Consider the following 19,368-nt stretch of genomic DNA (forward strand, 5'->3'; position numbering starts at 1 on the left):
TATGTAAGTTACTTCTTAAGAAAAAGTATAAAAAGTCAGTAAATAATAAGTTGAGCATTCCTTATGGAGTGCTTTTTATTATGCGAAAATTACATAGGTGGTGTAAGTAATGGATGAAATGTTAGAAAACATCAAATTGAAAAAGAAACTCGAATACCTATCAAATTTAGCTAAAGAAAATCAAGAGTTAAAGGAATCGGTAATATCATTAGAGCAAACTGTGGAGGGCTTAAAAGATAAATTCGATATGTTAAGTAGACAGGTAAGTGCAATTGATAGCGTGGATAATATCTTAGGTACTCTTGAGGACGCGCTTGTAAGAATAAGAGAATATGAATTAATGGAGGATGAATGATGGAAAACAAAAATGTAGCATCGGCTCAAATCATTATCGATACGAAAGAAGCGCAAGAAAATATTAAAGAACTAACGAAGGCTACTGATGAGTGTGCGGCTGCATTATCGAAGTTAGAACAGGTTATAGGTAAGTTTACGGGGCAAACAGACACAGTTGAATTATATCATGATGGTAAATTATTAGCGCGATCCTTAGTTAAACGTACATCTGATTCTATCAAGATATCAGCGAATGAGATCAAGGGAGTGAGATAAATGAAACTTACTAAACAAGAACAAGCGGTTGCGATTGGTACATTCATTTCAATGTTAGGACAAGACCTTGTAAATGAACATATCGATAAACAAAAACTAAAGGGTGCAATTCCAATCTTTAATGAGTTGGAAGATAATACAACACCAAAGCAAAAGAGAGAAGCAATGATTAGTTTGCTCGATAAAACAATGGATGAATTTATTAAGAATTAGGAGTGAGGATAGATGGACAGCGTTTTAAACGGTAAGATTGCTGCACTTGGTCTTATGCCTATTGATAAGAAAGCATATATCAAATACCTTAAGCCTCTTGAAAAAGCACACAAAAAAGCCGGAATAGATGTTAAGTATTACAAGCTGTATGGAGAGAAACCTATGTTTTATTCCGTGAAATACCTGAAACAAACATCAATAAAAGAATTACTGGAAAGAGATAGATGGAGAAAGGATTTAAGTGTAAGGAGTGATATAGATGTGTGAGCATAAGTATCAAGTGTTAGATAGTGAGACTACTTCTTTTTATTCTGATGCTAATCGTTATGGTGTAGATGTATCAGCTACTTTCTACTGTGAGAAGTGCCTTGATATTCAACACCGAGAGAAGCGTATTGATACAGGTGTGATTGAGGTAAAGGATAGTGAATGAATACAAAACCAAACAACAGAAGCGTAAGTTCTATGACAGTGGTGAGTGGAAGAGTATACGAGAGCAAGTAAAGAAGCGTGACAACTATGAGTGCCAAGAGTGTAAACGCAATGGTCGTGTTCAAACAGATACCAATGAGTACAGTGAGAGTGCGAAGCGTAAGAAGATACAGTTAGTTGTCCATCATATCAAAGAACTAGAACATCATCCAGAACTTGCATTAGAAATAGATAATCTTGAAACAGTCTGTGTGGATTGCCACAATAAAGAACACGGTAGGACATTCAAAAAGAAACAGAATAAATGGGAACACGATGAAATGTGGTAAAAATGATTCAGAAACAATACCCCCCCTTAAAATATTTCATCAATTTTTCGTATAAGGGGCACCGGAGGAGGGGGTTAACTGTCAGGTTTTTTTCGAAAATACGCACGTAAGGGGGGGGTGGGTAGATGGCTGTTAGTATTGTAAGGTTAAAGGAACAGCTTATGAATAGTATTGATACGACAGATTTAGTTGAAGTTGAAAAGGTAGAACGCTATATTGATCTAGTTAAAGCATTTCGAAAAATTAATAAAACGATAACTAAAGAAGGGGAATCCGTAACAATTAAAAATGGAACTCAAGTTTTCGTTAAGGCCCACCCTCTTATAAGTGAGAGGAATAAAATTAACAGTTCTTTAATTGCATTAGGGAGAGATATAAAGTTTGTTGTTAAGAATACTATCCCTAATACAGGTTATAGCAAAAGTGATCTTACATGATTAAGCAAAAGTATGTGGAAGAATATATTGAACTTTATCGAAGTGGGAAAGTAAAGTTCAATAAAGAAAGAGATCTGTTAATTGAATATCTAGAAAAACATGTTTTAAACAGAGACGATTTGTATTTTGATGATGAAATGATTGAGGATTGTATAAACTTCGGTGAGAAGTGGTATTTTCCATTGCAGTCATTTCAAAAATTCTTAATAGCATTCGTCTTTTTATTTTATAAGAAAAATGGACGTGTATTTTATCGTAAATTCCTGTGGATGTTAGGACGTGGCGGCGGTAAAAACGGTCTGATTTCTGTTATTATTCACTTTTTAATTAGTGAATTGCATGGCATTCCAGAGTATAACATTTCAGTTGTAGCGAATAGTGAAGAACAAGCAAAAACAAGCCCTGACGAAGTTCATAAATGTGTGAAGAAGAATGAGGTCTTGAAAAGAGCCTTTAAAACGACGTTAACTCAAACAGTTTCAAAGGCTACTGAAAGTGTACTGAAGTTTAGGACTTCAAATGGAGATACAAAAGATGGTTTGCGTGATGGTGCGGTTGTATTTGATGAAATACATCAATACGAAAGCAATAAAGATGTCCGTGTTCATATCAGTGGTTTAGGGAAAAAGAAAAACCCACGTGAATTTTACATTGGTACAGATGGATATGTTCGTGACGGTTTCTTAGATAAGCAAAAAGAAAAGGCAATGAAGGTACTAAACGGCGAAGCACGTCCGAATGCTGTCTTTCCTTTTATTTGTAAACTGAATGACGAAACTGAAGTAGATGATCTTGGTAATTGGGAGCTTGCGAATCCCATGTTATCTAAGCCTTTAAGTGAGTATGCTGAGGGATTACTTGAAACGATAAAGGAAGAATATGAAGATTTAGAGGATGATCCAAGCAACCGAGAAGAGTTCATGACAAAGCGTATGAACTTACCTGTTACTAATTTAGAACGCTCTGTTGCAAAATGGTCAGAAATTCTTGCTACAGATCGACCGTTACCAGATTTACATGGTCAAGAATGTATTGGATCGTTAGACTTTGCAAGTATTCGAGATTTCGCGGCATGCGGTCTTTTATTTAGACAAACTGGTGAGTATATCTTTAAAACTCATTCCTTTGTGCGAAAAGAATTTGTTGATATCTATTATGGATATTCTAAAAAAGCAGGTGAGTTCAAAAAACAGAAGTTTGCGCCAATAAAAGAATGGGAAGAACAAGGCTTACTAACTGTTGTGGACGAACCAACTATCAATCCTCAACACATTGTTGACTGGTTTGTAAAAATGCGTGAACAATATGGTATTAAGAAAATTATAGCTGATAATTTCCGAATGGAAGCGATAAGACCTTTATTAGTAGCAGAAGGATTTGAAATAGAAGTTATAAGAAACCCTAAGGCAATTCATAGTTTATTAGCGCCACGGATTGAAATGGCATTTGCAAATGAGCAGATTGTTTTCGGTGATAATCCTCTTATGCGTTGGTATACACAGAATGTATTGGTTGTGATTAAGGGTGACGGAAATAAAATATATGAAAAGAAAGAACCGGTGCGAAGAAAAACTGACGGATTCCAAAGTTTTGTTCATGCTCTTTATCGAGCAGATGAAATACGAGAAGCAGCAGATTTCATATTAAGTGATATTAAATTCTAATAAAGGGGGTGGTAACCATTGGATGGTTAGGTTCAGTATTCAAAAGAAATAAAGAACTAGAATTTATGGTCGATCTGGATTTAATTGCTGATACAGCAAACAGGGTTCATATGAAACGATTAGCACTTGATACATGCGTATCTTTTCTAGGAAGAACGATTAGTCAATCTGAATTCAGAGTAAGAGAAGGTAAAGCATTTGAAAAGAATGAGCTTTATTATCGATTAAACGTTAGACCGAACAAAAACATGACGGCCAGCACTTTCTGGGAAAGATTTATTCGTAAACTTATTTATGATAATGAATGTTTAGTCATACAAGCTGATGATGGTGATTTACTTATTGCCGATGGATTTCGACATAATGAGTATGCTGTGTTTGAAGATACTTTTACTGATGTAATAGTAAAAGATTACACGTTTAAGAGAAGTTTTAAACAAAGTGAAGTAATTCACTTAAAGTATCGGAACGATAAATTATCTCCACTTATCGATGGATTATTTGCGGATTACGGAGATTTATTTGGTAGGATAGTAAACTCACAGAAGCGTAAAAATCAAGTTCGTGGCACGGTTGATATGGATATGATTAGTGCCAAAACAGAAGAACAAATAGCGAAGTTACAAGAGTTTATAGACAACATGTATAAGTCGATTGGTTCAAAAGATATAGCTATTGTTCCGCAACAAAAGGGTATTAATTATAACGAAATATATAATGGTGTTGCGAATGGCCCAAGTGTGGAAGAAATCAATAAAGTAACAAATGGGTTTTTAAATCAAGTAGCAATGGCCATCGGTATTCCGACAGCTTTATTATATGGGGAAATGGCTGATGTAGAGAAGCAAACGAAAAATTATATGCTTTTCACAGTAAGACCATTATTAAAAAAGCTATCTGATGAAGCGAATGTTAAATTCTTTGAAATGAATGAATATCTTTCAGGACAAAAGATTGAAGTTAAGGCTGTTGCTTATCAGAGTATATTTGACCTTGCAACAAGTATTGATAAACTCATTTCTTCAAGTGCATTTACAGGAAATGAGATTCGTTCAGAAGTAGATTATGAAGGTTCTGATGATCCAAACTTAAATATCCATCATATTACGAAAAACTATACGAAACTAAATGAATCTGAAGGAGGTGAGAAATGATGGAACATTTGAACATGAATAAGCTTTTAAATTTAAAACGAGATATTCGCTTTGAAGCTAAAGGTGAGAATGAGTATAAATTAACTGTTTATGGGTCAATCGGTGGATGGTTTAGTGAAAATAATGCTGAAGCTGTAAGAAGAAAAATTCAAGATGTTAAAGCAGAAAAAATCCACGTTCATATTAATTCGGGTGGAGGTTCCGCATTTGATGGTGTAGCAATTTGTAATCAGTTAAAGCAGCATGATGCAGAAATTATAGTTCATATTGATGGTTGGGCAGCTAGTGCCGCATCTGTAATTGCAATGGCAGGTGATAAAATCATTATGCCTAGTAATACTATGATGATGATTCATCAAGCGAGTACCTTTGAATATGGAAATGCAGACCTTTTTGAAAAAACCGCACGAGATTTACGAAAGATTGATTCAGCTTTAGCGGCATCTTATAAGAAACGTTTTGTTGGAACAGACGAAGAATTAAAACAACTTTTGAAAGATGAAACTTGGCTAACAGCAGAGGAAGCAATTGCTCTTGGTTTAGCTGATGAAATTGCTGATGAAATCGAAATAGATGATACGCAAGAAGAGGAAGAAGAGGAAGTAGTAGAAAATTTTAAAGAAGATTTAGTAGCTAAGTATACGAAACAGCCAAATAATCAAAAACCAAAAGAGCTTATTCAAGAGCCTGTTAATACGAAACAGAATCTGGGTACGCTCTTTTTAAATTTAGGAGGAAAATAAATTATGGTAATTAAATTTAATAACTTTGAAGAGAAAAAACTAGCTTTTGCGAAAGCAACGCAGGAAGGAACGCCAGAAGAACAAACAGTGGCTTTAAATTCCATGATTGAAGCACTTGCTACAGATGTACGTTCGGATATCTTGAATCAAGTCAATGAATCTATTGTAGACCGTTCTATTATGCAGTCTCGTGGTTTTAACGTATTAACGAGTGAGGAAATGAAATTCTTTAATGCAGTCGTTCAAGATGGTGGATTTAAAGATACTGAAACATTACCTAAGACAACACAAGAACGAATTTTTGATGATTTAGTTCAAGGTCATCCGTTGTTAGAACATATCGGATTAGAAAACTTAGGTGCTGTGACAGAATTTATCTATGGAGATCCAGAAGGTGCAGCTGTATGGGGACCATTATTCGGTGATATTAAAGGACAACTAAATGCTACATTCCGAAAAGAGTCTATCTCTCAACTTAAATTAACGGCATTTATCCCATTGGCAAATGACATGCTTAAACTTGGTCCGGTATGGGTGGAACGATATGTTCGTACAATGATTTCAGAAGCTATGTCTGTAGGTTTAGAACGTGGATTTGTAATTGGTACAGGTAAAGATGAGCCTATCGGATTGTTAAAAGATCCAAGTGGAAGTGTTGTTGGAGGAGTATATCCAGATAAAAAAACAGCAGGGACTTTAACGTTTGAACCAGGTCGCAAAACAATCAACGAATTAAAAGGCGTTGTTAAATTACTGGCTAAAAAACTAAATCCTGATGGTAAAACTGATGCAGACAGACCCAAAAATATTGCTGGGAAAGTCGTTATGGTAACAAATCCGTTTGATACTTTTGATATCCAAGCAAATGCAACAATTCAAAATGCGGCTGGAGTATATGTGACAAGCTTACCTTTCAATCCAACTCCTACAGAATCAGTGTTTGTCCCTCAAGGAAAGGTCCTGTTTTTTGTTAAAGGAGAGTATATTGCAGCGATGGGCGGAACTGAACCAATTAAAAAATATGAAGAAACATTAGCTTTAGAGGATGCGACACTTTACATCGCTAAACAATACGCTACAGGTAAGCCGAAGGACAAATATACATCTCAAGTTTACACATTAAAACTTGAAGAAGCACCAACTCCACCAGCTCAAGGGTGATGTGAATGGAAACAGTAATTTCAACTGCAATATTACAGCAATTCAAAGATAGGATGCGATTAGGTGATGATGAAGATGACAACCTAAAACGTATCCTTTTTGCATCCAATAAAGATTTAGTCAGAGTTTGTGGTGATTATGATCTTAATAAAGACGAGGTGTTCAAGGAATTAGTCTTTGAACGCTCTCGTTATGTTTACAACGATGCTTTAGAGTATTTTGATAAGAATTTTTTAAGTCAGATTAATAGTCTAAGTATTGATAAAGCATTAGAAGAAATTAAACTGGACGGTGATTAATATGCGTCCTTTTCAGTACAAAAAACCTTTAAATACAGGTGATTTTAGGAATCGAATTATTATTGAACAACCTGAAGTAATAAAAGATGAATTGAATCAAGAAGTTGAAACAGGTGATTGGCAAGAAGTTAAAAAAGCATGGGCAATGATAAAAACGGTAAAAGGTTCGGAGTACATTGAAGCTTCGGCTTCACAGTCTACACGAATTTATCGGTTTGTGATTCCTTATACAACAGGTATTACAGAATTAATGCGAATTAATATGAAAGGCCGTATCTTTGACATTATCGAACCGCCAATGAATGATGATGAAATGTATCAAACATTGACTATTATCGCAAAGGAGCATGTTTAATATGAATGATTTTGCGAGTGAGATTGCTAGAGAATTACAAAGATATGCGAATGTTGTGGAAGAAGAATTAACAACTGCACAAGAAGATGTAGCTGATATTGCTGTAGGTAAGTTAAAACAAAATAGTCCTAAAAAAACAGGTGGTTATCGTAAAGGTTGGCGTAAGAAAAAAGATGGGAACTCCGTTGTTATCCATAATACAAAGGGGCAATTAACGCACCTTTTAGAAAATGGTCATGCGAAAGCTGGTGGTGGCCGAGTACCGGAGAAAGTGCATATTCGTCCAGTTGAAGAGTATGTAATTGATGAATTGCCAAGACGTATTGAAAGGGCAATTGAATCATGACATTAACATTAGGAGAATTAATAAAAATTCTTGAAGCTACAGGCTATCCTGTGGCTTATTCGCATTTTACAGCAACACCAACTAATCTGGTTCCAGCGCCACCGTATATTTGTTTTCTTGTGGACGGTTCAGCGAATCTCATGGCTGATAATAAGGTGTATCACAAGATAAATGATTTAAATATTGAGCTTTATACAATTAAAAAAGATTTAGTTGCCGAAGCCAAATTAGAACAAGTCCTAGACGATCATGATATTCCTTATGAATCGTATGGGACTTTTATTGAATCTGAAAAAATGTATCAAAAAATATATGAAACGAGGTTGATGTAAATGAATGAAAACAAGGTAACATTCGGTTTGAAAAATGTACATTATGTACCATTAGATACTAAGGATTTTTTAGTTACATTCGGGACGCCAATTCCATTACCTGGTGGAGTCGAACTAACTTTTGAGCCACGCGGTGATTTAATTGAATTCTATGCAGATGACATGCTTTATTACGCGGCAAGTAATAACCAAGGTTACGATGGAACATTAAGTATTGCTACTATCCCAGAAAAGTTTGCTATTGATGCACTCGGTGAGGAATTAGACGAAACGGATGGCGTATTAAATGAATTGGCTGATGCAAAAGGAAAACCATTCGCATTATTATTTGAGTTTGATGGTGATGTCAATGCAACTCGACATGTTATGTATAACTGTTCAGCAAGTCGTCCGACACTTGCATCTAAAACAAAAACAAGTTCTGCTGAACCAAATACAAATGAATTGAAGTTTGTTTCTAGCCCAATTGTTTTAGTACCTGGTGGAAGACCAATGGTTAAAACGAAAACGACTGCTAAAACAACACAAGTAATTTATAACGACTGGTACAAAAAAGTATATGTAAAAACACCGGCAGCACCAAAAGGAGCGTAATTATAAATGGAAAAGACAATTACTATAGATGGAAAACAAGTTCGATTAAAAAGCACAGCGGCAACAGTTAAAAAGTACAAGGCACAATTTAGACGTGATTTATTTGCGGATATGTTTGGATTAGGAATCATTTCACCAATCACACCTCAAGATGGTTCACAACCTACTATTGATTTAGCAAATGCTGATTTAAGTAAAGTAGATTTTGAAGTTATTTATGATTTAGTTTGGTTATATGCAAAAACAGCAAACCCAGAAATCGCTGATCCGATTACATGGTTAGATGGATTTGATGAATTCCCTATTTCTGAAATTATTCCAGAAATCATGGATATGATTCAAAGTACGATGGGAGCAAAAAAAAAATAAAGAAAAATAATGAAGAGCAAGGGAATTTCAGTGATGAAGAATTATCCACTGATACTTTCCTTGCTCTTTGTTATAAAGCGAAATTATCACATGGTGATTTAGAAGAAATGACTATTGGTGATTGTTTTGATTATATTGCTGAATTCGCTGAAATGGAAAATCCAAAGAAAGAAAAAGTAAGAAAAGCAACTCAAAAAGACTTTAATGCTTTCTAAGGAAGAGTGGTGAACGTATGGCAGGAGGAAGAATTAAAGGGATTACTATCTCTATTGACGGAGAAACTACAGGTCTTCAAAATGCTTTGAAAGATGTTAATAAACGTAGTAATGATTTAACAAAGGAATTGAAAGATGTTGAACGGTTGTTGAAGTTCGATCCAGGCAATATTGAAGCATTAGCCCAAAAGCAACAGTTACTTACTCAACAAATTGATAACACAACACAAAAGTTAGATAAATTGAAGGCAGCGGAACAGCAAGTTCAAGAGCAATTTCAAAATGGGAAAATTTCAGAAGAACAGTACCGTTCGTTTAGGCGTGAAATTGAATTTACACAAGGATCACTTGACGGGTTGAAAAATAAGCTTGGAAACATGAAAGCTGAGCAAGAAAGTGTAGCAAGCTCCACCAGGCAATTAGAAACCTTATTTAGTGCTACAGGAAAAAGTGTTGATGACTTTGCAGGAGCATTAGGTAATCGTCTTGTAAATGCAATTAAAAGTGGATCGGCTACAAGTCGCCAGTTAGAACAGGCAATTGGTCTTATTGGTCGTGAAGCTTTAGGAGCAGAAACAGATATAGAAAAATTACAACGTGCGCTTCTCTCTGTGGATGCTGGAAACTCCATACAACAAGTACGAAATGAGTTAAGAGATTTACAACAAGAAGCTGACAGGACTGAGAAAAAGTTTGAAGGATTACAAGTAGGATTAGAAAACGTCATAGGTGGTATGGCAGCTGGTGGCGGTATTGCGAGTGCAGTTGAGCAGGCTATGGACATGTCTAAATTAAAAACAAAGATTGATATCACTTTTGATGTTCCGGAGTCTTCGAAAAAATCAGTAGAAGAAGCTGTAAGGGGCGTAACTACTTATGGTGTGGATGCAGAAGAAGCCTTAGAGGGTGTTCGAAAACAATGGGCATTGAATAAGGATGCTTCTGATGAAACGAATGCTGCTGTAGTTAAAGGAGCGGCAACGATTGCGGCAAGTTATGCTGGTATTGATTTTAACGAACTTATACAGGAAACCAATGAAATTGGTGCAACATTAGGAATTACTAATGAAGAGGCTTTAGGATTAGTTAACACGTTATTAAAAACAGGTTTTCCACCTGAACAATTAGACATTATTGCTGAATACGGTGACCAAATGGTTCAAGCTGGCTTTACAGCTAAAGAAGTTCAAGGAATTATGTCAGCTGGTGTAGACACGAAAAGCTGGAATATAGACAACCTATTGGATGGCGTTAAAGAAGGTCGTATTAAAATGGCTGAATTTGGTGCCGGTGTTGATAAATCTATGCAAGAGGTTTTAGATAAAACAAAGATTTCGGCAGATCAGTTTGAAAACTGGGGTCAGGCTATCGCCAAAGGTGGCGAGGGTGGACAAAAGGCTATGCTTGAAGCAACCAAAGCTCTAGCTGGTGTTGAAAATGCGACAGACAGAAATGCGCTTGGCACGAAGATGTTCGGTACCCTTTGGGAAGACCAAGGAAAGAAAATTATCGATACGATTCTAAAGGCAGAAGGTAAGCAAGTTGATTTGAAAAAAGGAGTAGAAGATTTACATGGAGCAACTTCTAAAATAGATGCAAGTCCAGCTGTTAAGTTTCAAAAAGCCATGGAAGATTTAAAAATGGCTCTTGAACCAGTGTTATTAGTGGTAGCAGATCTTGTTTCTAAATTTGCAGAATGGGTTTCTGACAATCCGGAATTAGCAGCAACTTTAGCGGCTATCGCAGTAGCTATCGGGGTGATTTCTGGTGCGGTTATGGCACTTGCTCCTATCGTTATGGCGGTCATGGGTCTGTTTGGTATCGGGGCAGGACTAGCAGCCACGTTTGTTGCTGTTGTTCCTCTTATTATAGCCGCTATAGCAGCTATAGGAATTGCAATTTATAAAAATTGGGACGATATTCAAAAATGGACCATCGAGGTATGGAATTCAATTACAGAATTCCTAATAGGAATCTGGGACGGTATTGTACAATGGGCAACAGAAACATGGGAAAGTATTAGTGAATCTACTGCTTCTGCTTGGAACTCAATTAAAGAGTTTTTAGCAGAACTATGGAATGGAATAATGGAGTCTTTATCTGAAACATGGAATTCGATTGTTGAAATTACTACGGAAACATGGAATTCTATAGTTGAATATTTGACTGGAGTTTGGGATGGGGTAGTTGAGACGTTATCAGAAGTTTGGAACAGTATCAGCCAAACCACTTCCGAAGTGTGGACAGCGATTAGTGAGTTTTTCATTAGTACCTGGAATGGGTTAGTTGCTTTTATCACACCGATTTTACAAGGGATAGCTGATTTCTTTGCAATGATTTGGAATGGCATTTCAACAGTGATTCAAACGGTATGGAATTTCATTACACAATACTTACAGGCGATTTGGACAGCTATTTTATATTTCGCTACTCCAATTTTCGAGTCTATACGAGAGTTTTTAGCTTCGGTATGGGAATCAATTAAAGAAAAAGCTATAGCGGTGTGGGATGCACTTACAAATTTCTTAATGACTTGTTGGAATGGAATAGTTTCAATTGCGACAACTGTATTTGATTGGATTAAAAATACAATTACAACAGTTTGGGATACAATCAGTTCAGCAACAATGGCTGTGTGGAATGCAGTGAAGAATTTCTTACAAGCATGTTGGAATGGATTAGTCGCTATTGTAACACCAATTTTTGATGCAATAAAAAACTGGATTGTGAATGCCTGGAATACGATTAGTTCCACTACAAGTGCGGTATGGAATGCGATTAAAGGATACCTTTCTAGCTTATGGAATTCAATTGTTTCCACAGCAAGTTCTATATTCAATAGTATCAAAGAAGCTATTTCAACTGTTTGGAATATGATTAGTAGCACAAGCAGTAGTATCTGGAATGGTATTAAATCTACACTCTCAAACATTTGGGAAGGTATAAAGTCAACAGCATCTTCAGTTTGGGATGGACTAAAAGAAGCTATTATGACTCCTGTTCGCTGGGTAACAAATGCTGTTAGTGGAGCTTTTGAGGGCATGAAATCAGCAGTATTAGGTGTTTGGGATGGTATTAAAAGTGGTATTCGTACAGCTATCAATGGAATCATTCGTATTATTAATAAATTTATAGATGGCTTTAACACACCAGCAGAATTATTAAATAATATACCAGGTGTTAGTGCTCCGACTATTCCGCATGTTCCAATGCTTGCTAAAGGTGGAAAACCTGTAGGGGATGGCTCATTTATTACTGGAGAAAAAGGACCTGAGATGTTTACGAAAAGAGGTAATTCAATTACAGTTACTCCGTTATCTTCGAAAGAGAGATCGCTTGGTATCACTGGAACTATGAATCAATTAATGGGCGATATGAGCCGTATGATGGCTAATTCTATGAGTCAGTTATCAGGCTTAAAGAGCGTTATGAGTGGTGTATACGGAAGTATGTCAAACAGCAGGCAAGCAATGACAGCTAGTGTTGCAAATCAAGTGTTTAATTATTCGTCAGGATCACCTAGCGGTAACGGAGTAATTCCAATGCAAGGTGGCGGTTTGGCAATTGAAGTACCTGTAAACTTAGATGGTCGAGAAGTAGCACGCGGTACTTATAGATACACAACTGAATACCAGGAGAGAGAAGAAAAGAGAGATTCAGACTTTTAAGTTTGGGTCTCTTTTATTTTTAAATGAAATGAGGTGTCAACGTGAGCTCTTTTATTTTTAATAATATACGTAAAGATTTTATTCAAATAGAAAAGGGATGGAAAAGACCTGCATGGGCTCCGTTAAAACGGAATTTTTTAAGTGTTCCTGGTTATCCGGGTGCAAGGTTATTAAGTACAGAGACTGAAATGCGTGTTTTGCCTGTGCCTGTAGGAATTATTGTTCCGGATGGAGCGAATTTAGAAACATTAAAAGAAGAAATAGCGGAGTGGTTAATTACAGAAAAACCTGTTGAATTAGTCTTTGACGTAACTCCTGATCGAACATATATGGCTGTTATTGATGAAGAGTTTGATCCTGAGGAGTTTGTTACCTTAGGTAAAGGTACTTTGAAATTCGTTTGTCCAATGCCGTATAAATTAGGGAAATTACAAACTCATCCATTTGTACAAAATTGGTCTACAGAGATTACTTCTAATTTTATAAATAAGGGCAGCGTGGAAGCTCCTGCATTAATTGAAATAGATGTAACAAAACCAAGTACTTTTTTAGATGTATGGTTTGGTCCATACCCACATGAAAGAAATTACTTTCGACTTGGTTATCCATTAACCGTACAAGAAGCAACTATACAAGAACGAGAACGTGTACTGTGGGATGATATGTCTACTACTATAGGGTGGACTCCTGTTAAGGGATTTGTAGAGGAAATGCAAGGGACAGGAGAACTAAAAGTAAAAGATGGAACAGCCTTGTACTGTCCCTATTATGGTGAGGAAGGGACAAAGGGATTTCACGGAGGAATTTCAAAGAAAAGCATTCCAGGAGGACCTTTGCAGGATTTCGAGTTAGAAGCACGAGTACATTTACAATCTAAAAATATAGATCAAATGGGGCGTGTGGAGGTTCTTCTTTTGGACGAATCTAGTAATGTTGTAACTCGTATCAACATGAATGATTTATATTGGGATGCCGAAATTACGAAAGCGCATATGCGAATTGGAAATCAAGGTACACCTAGTAGCTCTCGTACATTAGTTGATACAAGTGGAGCACATCCTAATACATTTAATAATTTTAATGGAAAATTGCGTATTGCAAGACGAGGGAATGAATGGTCTGTTTATGTAGCTCGTTTCAGAGATGGTACGGAAATAGATGATGCTTTATTAGTTGAACGTTGGGTTGATACAGGTGCGGGTAATAATCAAAATCCGATGACGAATCGAAAAGTTGCTCAGGTCATGATTGCGATTTGTCGATGGGATAGGAATACACCTGTTTATACCATGCAAATAGATGATTTGAAAATTTGGAAACTCAACAAAGTACCATCTAATACGAAACCATTTATAGTCGATGTGGGCGATAAAGTTATTATTGATACAGAAAGAAGTCTTGTCACAATCAATGGGAAAGATGCAATTAACTTAAAAGACCTGTTAAGTGATTTCCCTAAAGTGATACGTGGTGAAAATCGAATTGATATTATGCCACCAGATGTGAAAGCAACTGTATCGTTTAGGGAGAGATTTAGATGAGGGCACCAAGCGGAATATTACATGTTGTCGATTCACAAACGGATCAAATCATAGGAGCTATTCAACCAAAAGATTATTGGAATGATAACCGACATTGGGAAATTAAAAATAATGTTGATAAGCTAGATTTCACCGTTTTTGACGGTACAAAAGAAGCCACAATTCTTACACAGCAAAATTTAGTATTAAAAGAAGTGCGTGATGGTCGCATTGTTCCTTATACAATCACTGAAACAGAAAAAGACTCTACTAATAGATCACTTACAACCTATGCATCTGGTGAATGGATTTTACTTGGAAAAGCAAATTATATTGACCCGCAAAAGTTTGAAGGAAAAACAGTAGCTGAGTATGTAGATATAGCTCTTTTAGGAACGAAGTGGAAAAAAGGGAATATCCCTTATGAAAGTTTCCGTTCCATGACCATTGATGAATTTATTGATCCGTTGAGTTTTCTAAAGAAGATTGCTTCTTTATTTGAATTAGAAATTCAATATCGAATTGAAGTTGTAGGGAATCAAATTGAACGTTACGTTGATATGGTAAAAAAACGTGGACAAGATATCGGGAAGACAATTGAACTTGGCAAAGATTTAATTGGAATTAATCGAATTGAAAACTCACAAAATATTTGTACAGCCTTAATTGGGTTTGTAAAGGGTGAAGGCGATAACGTAATTACGATAGAGAAGATTAATAATGGACTTCCGTATATTACAGATTCTGACGCTTTTCAACGTTGGAACGAAAAAGGACAACATAAATTCGGATTTTACACACCAGAAACAGAAGAACAAAATATGTTTCCTGAACGCCTGAAAACTTTAATGGAAATAGAAATGAAGAAACGTGTATATGCTTCTGTTTCCTACGAAGTAGAAGCCGCATCTATAGGACGGGTATTTGGTTTAGCGCATGAATTGATTAATGAAGGCGACACAATCCGGATTAAAGATACAGGGTTTACACCCAAGCTTTATTTAGAGGCGAGAGCAATTGCTGGAGATGAATCATATAAGAATCCTACGCAAGATAAATATGTGTATGGGAATTATCGAGAGATTGTTGATCCGAACGAAGAATTAAGGAAGATTTACAATCGAATTCTTAGTTCATTAGGCAATAAACAAGAAATGTTAGATCAGCTAGACAAATTGGTGAAAGAGAATGGAAAAACAATTGAAACAATACGTAAAGAATCTCAAGCAGCCAAAGAGTTAGCCGAGAGAGTTCAAGAAAACCTAAAAAACAATACAGTTAACATCATCGAAGCTGCTAATCCACCAACTGATAACCTTAAAGTTGGTAAAACCATATGGCGTGATATTAGTAATGGTAAGCCTGGTATTTTAAAAGTGTGGAATGGTAACGGATGGGAGCTTCTTATTCCTGATGTAGAAGCCGTTAAAAAAGATACCCTGGATCAAGTAAATAAAGATATTGCAGCCACAAAAAAAGAATTAAATCAAAAAGTGGAAGATGCTCAAAAAGAAGTATCAGGGCAATATAACAAAGTAACGGAGAACCTTCAAGAAGTCACGAGAACTATTTCTACTTTGAAAAATGAACAGGGTGAAATAGATAAAAAAGTTACTAGTATGCAGCAGACAAACGAAGGTTTTACTAAAAATATTGAAGCGTTAACGAAAAAAAACGGTGAAATCACTGAAAAATTAAATACAGTGGTAGAGACTGCCGAAGGTACGAAAAAGATAATTTCAGAAGTGCAGTATAAAGTAGATAATCAAAAAATTGGTGTCCGAAACGTTTTTCTTAAAACGAGTGATCTTAAACATACAGCAACCACCCCTGGAACTGGCGGAGTAATGAATAAATTAGATACAGCTGATGTGAAATATCGAAACAAAGAATACATTGTATCGTTTCAAGTTGATGGGAAAGTGACTGCTCTAGGCGCAAATAAATGGATAGGAATAGAAATAGCGATAGAGTATGTCGATGGTTCGAAAGAGTGGTTATCTGGTAACAGTAATATCGCTAATATCATAAAGTTAAATACAGATTATAAAAACGAAGTATTCTTTTCAGCGATAAAATTTAAAGATAAAGATGTTAAGTCCGTTTATGGAAATGTTGTCTTACGAGACTTTACAGGTACTCTTGTAATTCATCATCCACAATTCAATGAAGGCAATGTGTATATTCCATGGCAACCAGCACCAGAAGATCAAGTATCCGCTTCAGAATTTAAAAAAGTAACAACTGAAATCACGGAGAAAGCAGGAACGATTAGTGAGAAGTTAGAGAGCGTAGAAGCGAAAGTTGATAATACAACAATCGATGGCGAAAACTACATCATCAATTCATCCGCAAAAAATGAGCGTCCTGCAATGTACGATGATAAAGGTGTAATAATTAATAAAGCAACTTCATGGCCTGGTACGGATTACCTGGGAATAACATGCTCTGATTATACAGATTCGTTTTACCAAATCGGTAACTCTATAAATAATTCTTTACGTGATTTTGAGGTTAATACTGACATAACTTTAAGCCTTGATATGCAGAATGATATGAACGGCGTTGATTTAATTATTTTCCAATTTATCAATAATGCATGGAATGAAACAATGCTAATTAAGAAAATTGATGCAACTGCCGGGTGGAAACGTTTTTCATATACATTCAAACTAGACGCAAATGCAAAGGGTTGGTTTATCCGGATTAGATTTCCACGTGTAGCAGCTTCTAACAATAAAAACATTCGCTTTAAGAAAGTTAAGTTGGAAAAAGCCAATACACCTACTGCATGGTCACGTTCTAGATATGATCTTACTTCAATTGATGAATTTACCAAGAAGGCAACTGAAATTACAAAAAGTGTGGAAGGTATTACAGAAAGCATTAAAACAGTCGAAAAAACACAAGACAAATTCAGTGAACGTGTTAACACTGTAGAAAAGAACGCAGAAGGAACGACCGCAACCGTTAAAAAATTACAAGAAACACAAACGCAGCAAGGAAAACAATTAACCGAAGCTGCTACAACGATAGAACAACACTCTGAGGCATTGAATCTAACAATGAAAAAGAAAGATGTTGAGGACTATGTTGGCGGTTTAGGTACTGTAAACGAGTTGCGTGATGCTGATTTTAAGTTAGGACAGAAATATTGGATTTGGAATAGTGGTAATGGGGCTGCTGGTTCTGTTGATACAAATTTAAAATACAAAGGTATGAATACATTCTCAATTACCGTTACTGGACAGACTCAAGATCGTTGGTGGGGTCTAACAAGTCAATTCATTGAGTGTCAAGTTAACGAGGAATTTGTTGCATCAGGTTATTTCAATAATGACGGGAAAACACCTATTGATAGTGGCGGTGCATGTATTGAAATTGAATGGTGGTCTTCTGACAAAAAAACTCGTATTAAAACAGCTAGAACTAATGTCAAGGTTGTAAATAATACGTGGGTTCGTGCTGTATGTACAGACAAAGCACCTGCTAATGCATCGTTTGTAAGATGGCGTTATTACGTTACAAGAAATGGGCGTTTGTGGTGTGCCGCACCTATGTTACAACGCGGTACTGTAGCGACAGAGTTTTGGTTACATCCAAAAGATCAAACTGATGTTGACAAAATGATAGCAGATATCGCTGATAGAATAGCAACTGAGGATTACAACAAAAAAGTAACAGAGTTAGAAAGAAGCATAAGTGCAAATGAAAAAGGTGTTTCAATTATATCCAAAAGTCAAGAAACTTTTATAAATGAGACTTTTAATGCTTATGTCAAAGAAACCGGATCTAAGCTTGAAGTTCTTGACAAAGGAATTCTTGCGGAAGTTAAAAATGGAAATATCATTGCAGCTATTAATTTATCATCGGAAAAATTAGTAATTGATGTTGCAAAGGTAAATATCAATGCAGATACAATGGTGAAATGGCTAACAGCAAAAGGTATTGATACGAATGTCATTAACGTTAATGGTGATAAAATTACCATTGATAAAAATGGTGTAACCGTTAAAATGCTAGACTTCCTATTCCAAGACGAATGGGGAACAAAAACAACAGCAGTATCAAGACGAAACTTAATAGCAGATCCCGATTTTTCTAGTGTTGGAAAGAAAAACATTGGACATGCAGATTACTATGGGTTTGAAGGTGGATATGGTCTTTCTTGGAAGTCGCAGGGCAATGTAGTTATAGAAAAAAATACATCTGTATTTGATTACGAACAAATGGTTAATGCAGCAAGGGTAGACATGTATAACTATCCAGAAGCAGTAGTTAACAATGGAATACATCCTGGAAATGAATATACTGTATCTGCGCACTTTAGAACATCTATGATAAATGGTGTACGTAAAACAGCAAAACCACGATTACATGTATGTTGTGTAAAATTTAGAGATAATGTGTCTTATGACATCTGGAATGAGCAAAAAATGGACTTTCCTGAGCCATCTACATTTTACGGAGAGATTAGGAGATATTCATATACTTTCAAAGTACCAACAAACTATAAGCCACAAGAGCATGCATTAATTATTAAAGTGTGTTCTGCAAATGGGCAAATAAGTGCAGGAGCAGCAATTTGCGTATCAGGTGTCACGCTGTACAGTGGTAAATATGCATCTATGTATAATTGGGATCGAGCGGCAGCAGAAAGAGCCGCTGGTCTTCAACCGTTTAATTCGATTGCTGTAGGTAGTGTAAACAACAACATAGGTCCAGCACCTGATGGACAAACGTTTGATATATCAACAGAAAAAGATGTTAAGTTTTTTAGTAATATACGAGCTGTACAAGGTGTAAATCTTGGCGGGAATGCATTTCAAGGCTGGGGGCATATTCGCTTTACAGATGGTAATCTTGGCCCAGGTTTTTATGTGAGCAGTGCGAATGGTTGGAAATTCAATGCCCTTGGATAAAAA

General features: G+C 36.0%; 20 protein-coding genes. All 20 read left to right on the forward strand.

Translation table 11 applies throughout. The features are described from left to right. Positions 1-109: 109 nt before the first annotated feature. The 20 genes from ACE38F_RS10095 (at position 110) to ACE38F_RS10190 (ending at position 19,365) form a co-directional block, all read left to right on the forward strand. Positions 110-355 carry a hypothetical protein gene (locus ACE38F_RS10095; protein ID WP_375369406.1) on the forward strand — a complete coding sequence of 82 codons (246 nt, stop codon included), beginning with the start codon at positions 110-112 and terminating at the stop codon, positions 353-355. Further along, positions 355-612 carry a hypothetical protein gene (locus tag ACE38F_RS10100; RefSeq protein ID WP_375369405.1) on the forward strand — a complete coding sequence of 86 codons (258 nt, stop codon included), beginning with the start codon at positions 355-357 and terminating at the stop codon, positions 610-612. The genes ACE38F_RS10095 and ACE38F_RS10100 overlap by 1 nt, the downstream gene beginning before the upstream one ends. Beyond that, positions 613-825 carry a hypothetical protein gene (locus ACE38F_RS10105; protein ID WP_375369404.1) on the forward strand — a complete coding sequence of 71 codons (213 nt, stop codon included), beginning with the start codon at positions 613-615 and terminating at the stop codon, positions 823-825. It begins immediately after the preceding gene. A gap of 12 nt (positions 826-837) precedes the next feature. Next, on the forward strand, positions 838-1,092 hold the full coding sequence (locus tag ACE38F_RS10110) for a hydrolase (RefSeq protein WP_375369403.1): 255 nt from the start codon (positions 838-840) through the stop codon (positions 1,090-1,092). Continuing rightward, entirely contained in the window at positions 1,085-1,258 is a 174-nt protein-coding gene (locus tag ACE38F_RS10115; RefSeq protein WP_165690430.1) for a hypothetical protein, read from the forward strand. Before ACE38F_RS10110 ends, ACE38F_RS10115 begins: the two co-directional genes overlap by 8 nt. Then, complete coding sequence (locus tag ACE38F_RS10120) at positions 1,251-1,586, forward strand: HNH endonuclease (protein WP_375369402.1); 336 nt, start codon at positions 1,251-1,253, stop codon at positions 1,584-1,586. The genes ACE38F_RS10115 and ACE38F_RS10120 overlap by 8 nt, the downstream gene beginning before the upstream one ends. Positions 1,587-1,711: 125 nt before the next feature. Next, positions 1,712-2,023 (forward strand): P27 family phage terminase small subunit, encoded by a 312-nt coding sequence (locus ACE38F_RS10125; RefSeq protein WP_002128755.1) that lies wholly within the window; start codon positions 1,712-1,714, stop codon positions 2,021-2,023. Beyond that, positions 2,020-3,687, forward strand: coding sequence for a terminase TerL endonuclease subunit (locus ACE38F_RS10130; RefSeq protein ID WP_375369401.1), 1,668 nt, complete (start codon positions 2,020-2,022; stop codon positions 3,685-3,687). Before ACE38F_RS10125 ends, ACE38F_RS10130 begins: the two co-directional genes overlap by 4 nt. Positions 3,688-3,695: 8 nt before the next feature. Then, entirely contained in the window at positions 3,696-4,841 is a 1,146-nt protein-coding gene (locus ACE38F_RS10135; RefSeq protein ID WP_375369400.1) for a phage portal protein, read from the forward strand. Then, entirely contained in the window at positions 4,841-5,584 is a 744-nt protein-coding gene (locus tag ACE38F_RS10140; RefSeq protein ID WP_375369399.1) for a head maturation protease, ClpP-related, read from the forward strand. The genes ACE38F_RS10135 and ACE38F_RS10140 overlap by 1 nt, the downstream gene beginning before the upstream one ends. Positions 5,585-5,587: 3 nt before the next feature. Continuing rightward, the gene (locus tag ACE38F_RS10145; RefSeq protein ID WP_375369398.1) at positions 5,588-6,745 is read left to right on the forward strand and encodes a phage major capsid protein; all 1,158 of its coding nucleotides are present in this window, start codon (positions 5,588-5,590) and stop codon (positions 6,743-6,745) included. Positions 6,746-6,750: 5 nt separating this feature from the next. After that, on the forward strand, positions 6,751-7,044 hold the full coding sequence (locus tag ACE38F_RS10150) for a hypothetical protein (protein WP_375369397.1): 294 nt from the start codon (positions 6,751-6,753) through the stop codon (positions 7,042-7,044). A gap of 1 nt (position 7,045) precedes the next feature. Continuing rightward, a complete protein-coding gene (locus ACE38F_RS10155) occupies positions 7,046-7,399 on the forward strand; it encodes a phage head closure protein (RefSeq protein WP_375369396.1) in 354 nt (117 codons plus the stop codon). Position 7,400: 1 nt separating this feature from the next. Next, positions 7,401-7,745: an HK97 gp10 family phage protein gene (locus tag ACE38F_RS10160; RefSeq protein WP_375369395.1), complete on the forward strand. Its 345-nt coding sequence runs from the start codon at positions 7,401-7,403 to the stop codon at positions 7,743-7,745. Beyond that, complete coding sequence (locus tag ACE38F_RS10165; RefSeq protein WP_375369394.1) at positions 7,742-8,077, forward strand: hypothetical protein; 336 nt, start codon at positions 7,742-7,744, stop codon at positions 8,075-8,077. Before ACE38F_RS10160 ends, ACE38F_RS10165 begins: the two co-directional genes overlap by 4 nt. Then, positions 8,078-8,671 (forward strand): major tail protein, encoded by a 594-nt coding sequence (locus ACE38F_RS10170; RefSeq protein ID WP_375369393.1) that lies wholly within the window; start codon positions 8,078-8,080, stop codon positions 8,669-8,671. It abuts the gene before it with no gap. 6 nt (positions 8,672-8,677) lie between these two features. Continuing rightward, positions 8,678-9,040 carry a hypothetical protein gene (locus tag ACE38F_RS10175; RefSeq protein WP_016097932.1) on the forward strand — a complete coding sequence of 121 codons (363 nt, stop codon included), beginning with the start codon at positions 8,678-8,680 and terminating at the stop codon, positions 9,038-9,040. 232 nt (positions 9,041-9,272) lie between these two features. After that, positions 9,273-12,923, forward strand: coding sequence for a phage tail protein (locus ACE38F_RS10180; RefSeq protein ID WP_375369392.1), 3,651 nt, complete (start codon positions 9,273-9,275; stop codon positions 12,921-12,923). 41 nt (positions 12,924-12,964) lie between these two features. Next, positions 12,965-14,464: a distal tail protein Dit gene (locus ACE38F_RS10185; protein WP_375369391.1), complete on the forward strand. Its 1,500-nt coding sequence runs from the start codon at positions 12,965-12,967 to the stop codon at positions 14,462-14,464. After that, the gene (locus ACE38F_RS10190) at positions 14,461-19,365 is read left to right on the forward strand and encodes a phage tail spike protein (RefSeq protein ID WP_375369390.1); all 4,905 of its coding nucleotides are present in this window, start codon (positions 14,461-14,463) and stop codon (positions 19,363-19,365) included. Before ACE38F_RS10185 ends, ACE38F_RS10190 begins: the two co-directional genes overlap by 4 nt. Positions 19,366-19,368 lie beyond the last annotated feature (3 nt).

This window comes from Bacillus altaicus (assembly GCF_042136375.2).
GTDB classification, from domain to species: Bacteria; Bacillota; Bacilli; order Bacillales; family Bacillaceae_G; genus Bacillus_A; species Bacillus_A cereus_U.

Excerpts from the sequence above, each read along its gene's own strand:
- ACE38F_RS10130 (WP_375369401.1), top strand. The coding sequence starts at position 2,020 with ATGATTAAGCAAAAGTATGTGGAAGAATATATTGAACTTTATCGAAGT.
- ACE38F_RS10155 (WP_375369396.1), top strand. The coding sequence starts at position 7,046 with ATGCGTCCTTTTCAGTACAAAAAACCTTTAAATACAGGTGATTTTAGG.
- ACE38F_RS10180 (WP_375369392.1), top strand. The coding sequence starts at position 9,273 with ATGGCAGGAGGAAGAATTAAAGGGATTACTATCTCTATTGACGGAGAA.
- ACE38F_RS10150 (WP_375369397.1), top strand. The coding sequence starts at position 6,751 with ATGGAAACAGTAATTTCAACTGCAATATTACAGCAATTCAAAGATAGG.
- ACE38F_RS10140 (WP_375369399.1), top strand. The coding sequence starts at position 4,841 with ATGGAACATTTGAACATGAATAAGCTTTTAAATTTAAAACGAGATATT.
- ACE38F_RS10105 (WP_375369404.1), top strand. The coding sequence starts at position 613 with ATGAAACTTACTAAACAAGAACAAGCGGTTGCGATTGGTACATTCATT.
- ACE38F_RS10110 (WP_375369403.1), top strand. The coding sequence starts at position 838 with ATGGACAGCGTTTTAAACGGTAAGATTGCTGCACTTGGTCTTATGCCT.
- ACE38F_RS10100 (WP_375369405.1), top strand. The coding sequence starts at position 355 with ATGGAAAACAAAAATGTAGCATCGGCTCAAATCATTATCGATACGAAA.
- ACE38F_RS10115 (WP_165690430.1), top strand. The coding sequence starts at position 1,085 with ATGTGTGAGCATAAGTATCAAGTGTTAGATAGTGAGACTACTTCTTTT.
- ACE38F_RS10145 (WP_375369398.1), top strand. The coding sequence starts at position 5,588 with ATGGTAATTAAATTTAATAACTTTGAAGAGAAAAAACTAGCTTTTGCG.
- ACE38F_RS10190 (WP_375369390.1), top strand. The coding sequence starts at position 14,461 with ATGAGGGCACCAAGCGGAATATTACATGTTGTCGATTCACAAACGGAT.
- ACE38F_RS10095 (WP_375369406.1), top strand. The coding sequence starts at position 110 with ATGGATGAAATGTTAGAAAACATCAAATTGAAAAAGAAACTCGAATAC.
- ACE38F_RS10175 (WP_016097932.1), top strand. The coding sequence starts at position 8,678 with ATGGAAAAGACAATTACTATAGATGGAAAACAAGTTCGATTAAAAAGC.
- ACE38F_RS10170 (WP_375369393.1), top strand. The coding sequence starts at position 8,078 with ATGAATGAAAACAAGGTAACATTCGGTTTGAAAAATGTACATTATGTA.
- ACE38F_RS10160 (WP_375369395.1), top strand. The coding sequence starts at position 7,401 with ATGAATGATTTTGCGAGTGAGATTGCTAGAGAATTACAAAGATATGCG.
- ACE38F_RS10125 (WP_002128755.1), top strand. The coding sequence starts at position 1,712 with ATGGCTGTTAGTATTGTAAGGTTAAAGGAACAGCTTATGAATAGTATT.
- ACE38F_RS10165 (WP_375369394.1), top strand. The coding sequence starts at position 7,742 with ATGACATTAACATTAGGAGAATTAATAAAAATTCTTGAAGCTACAGGC.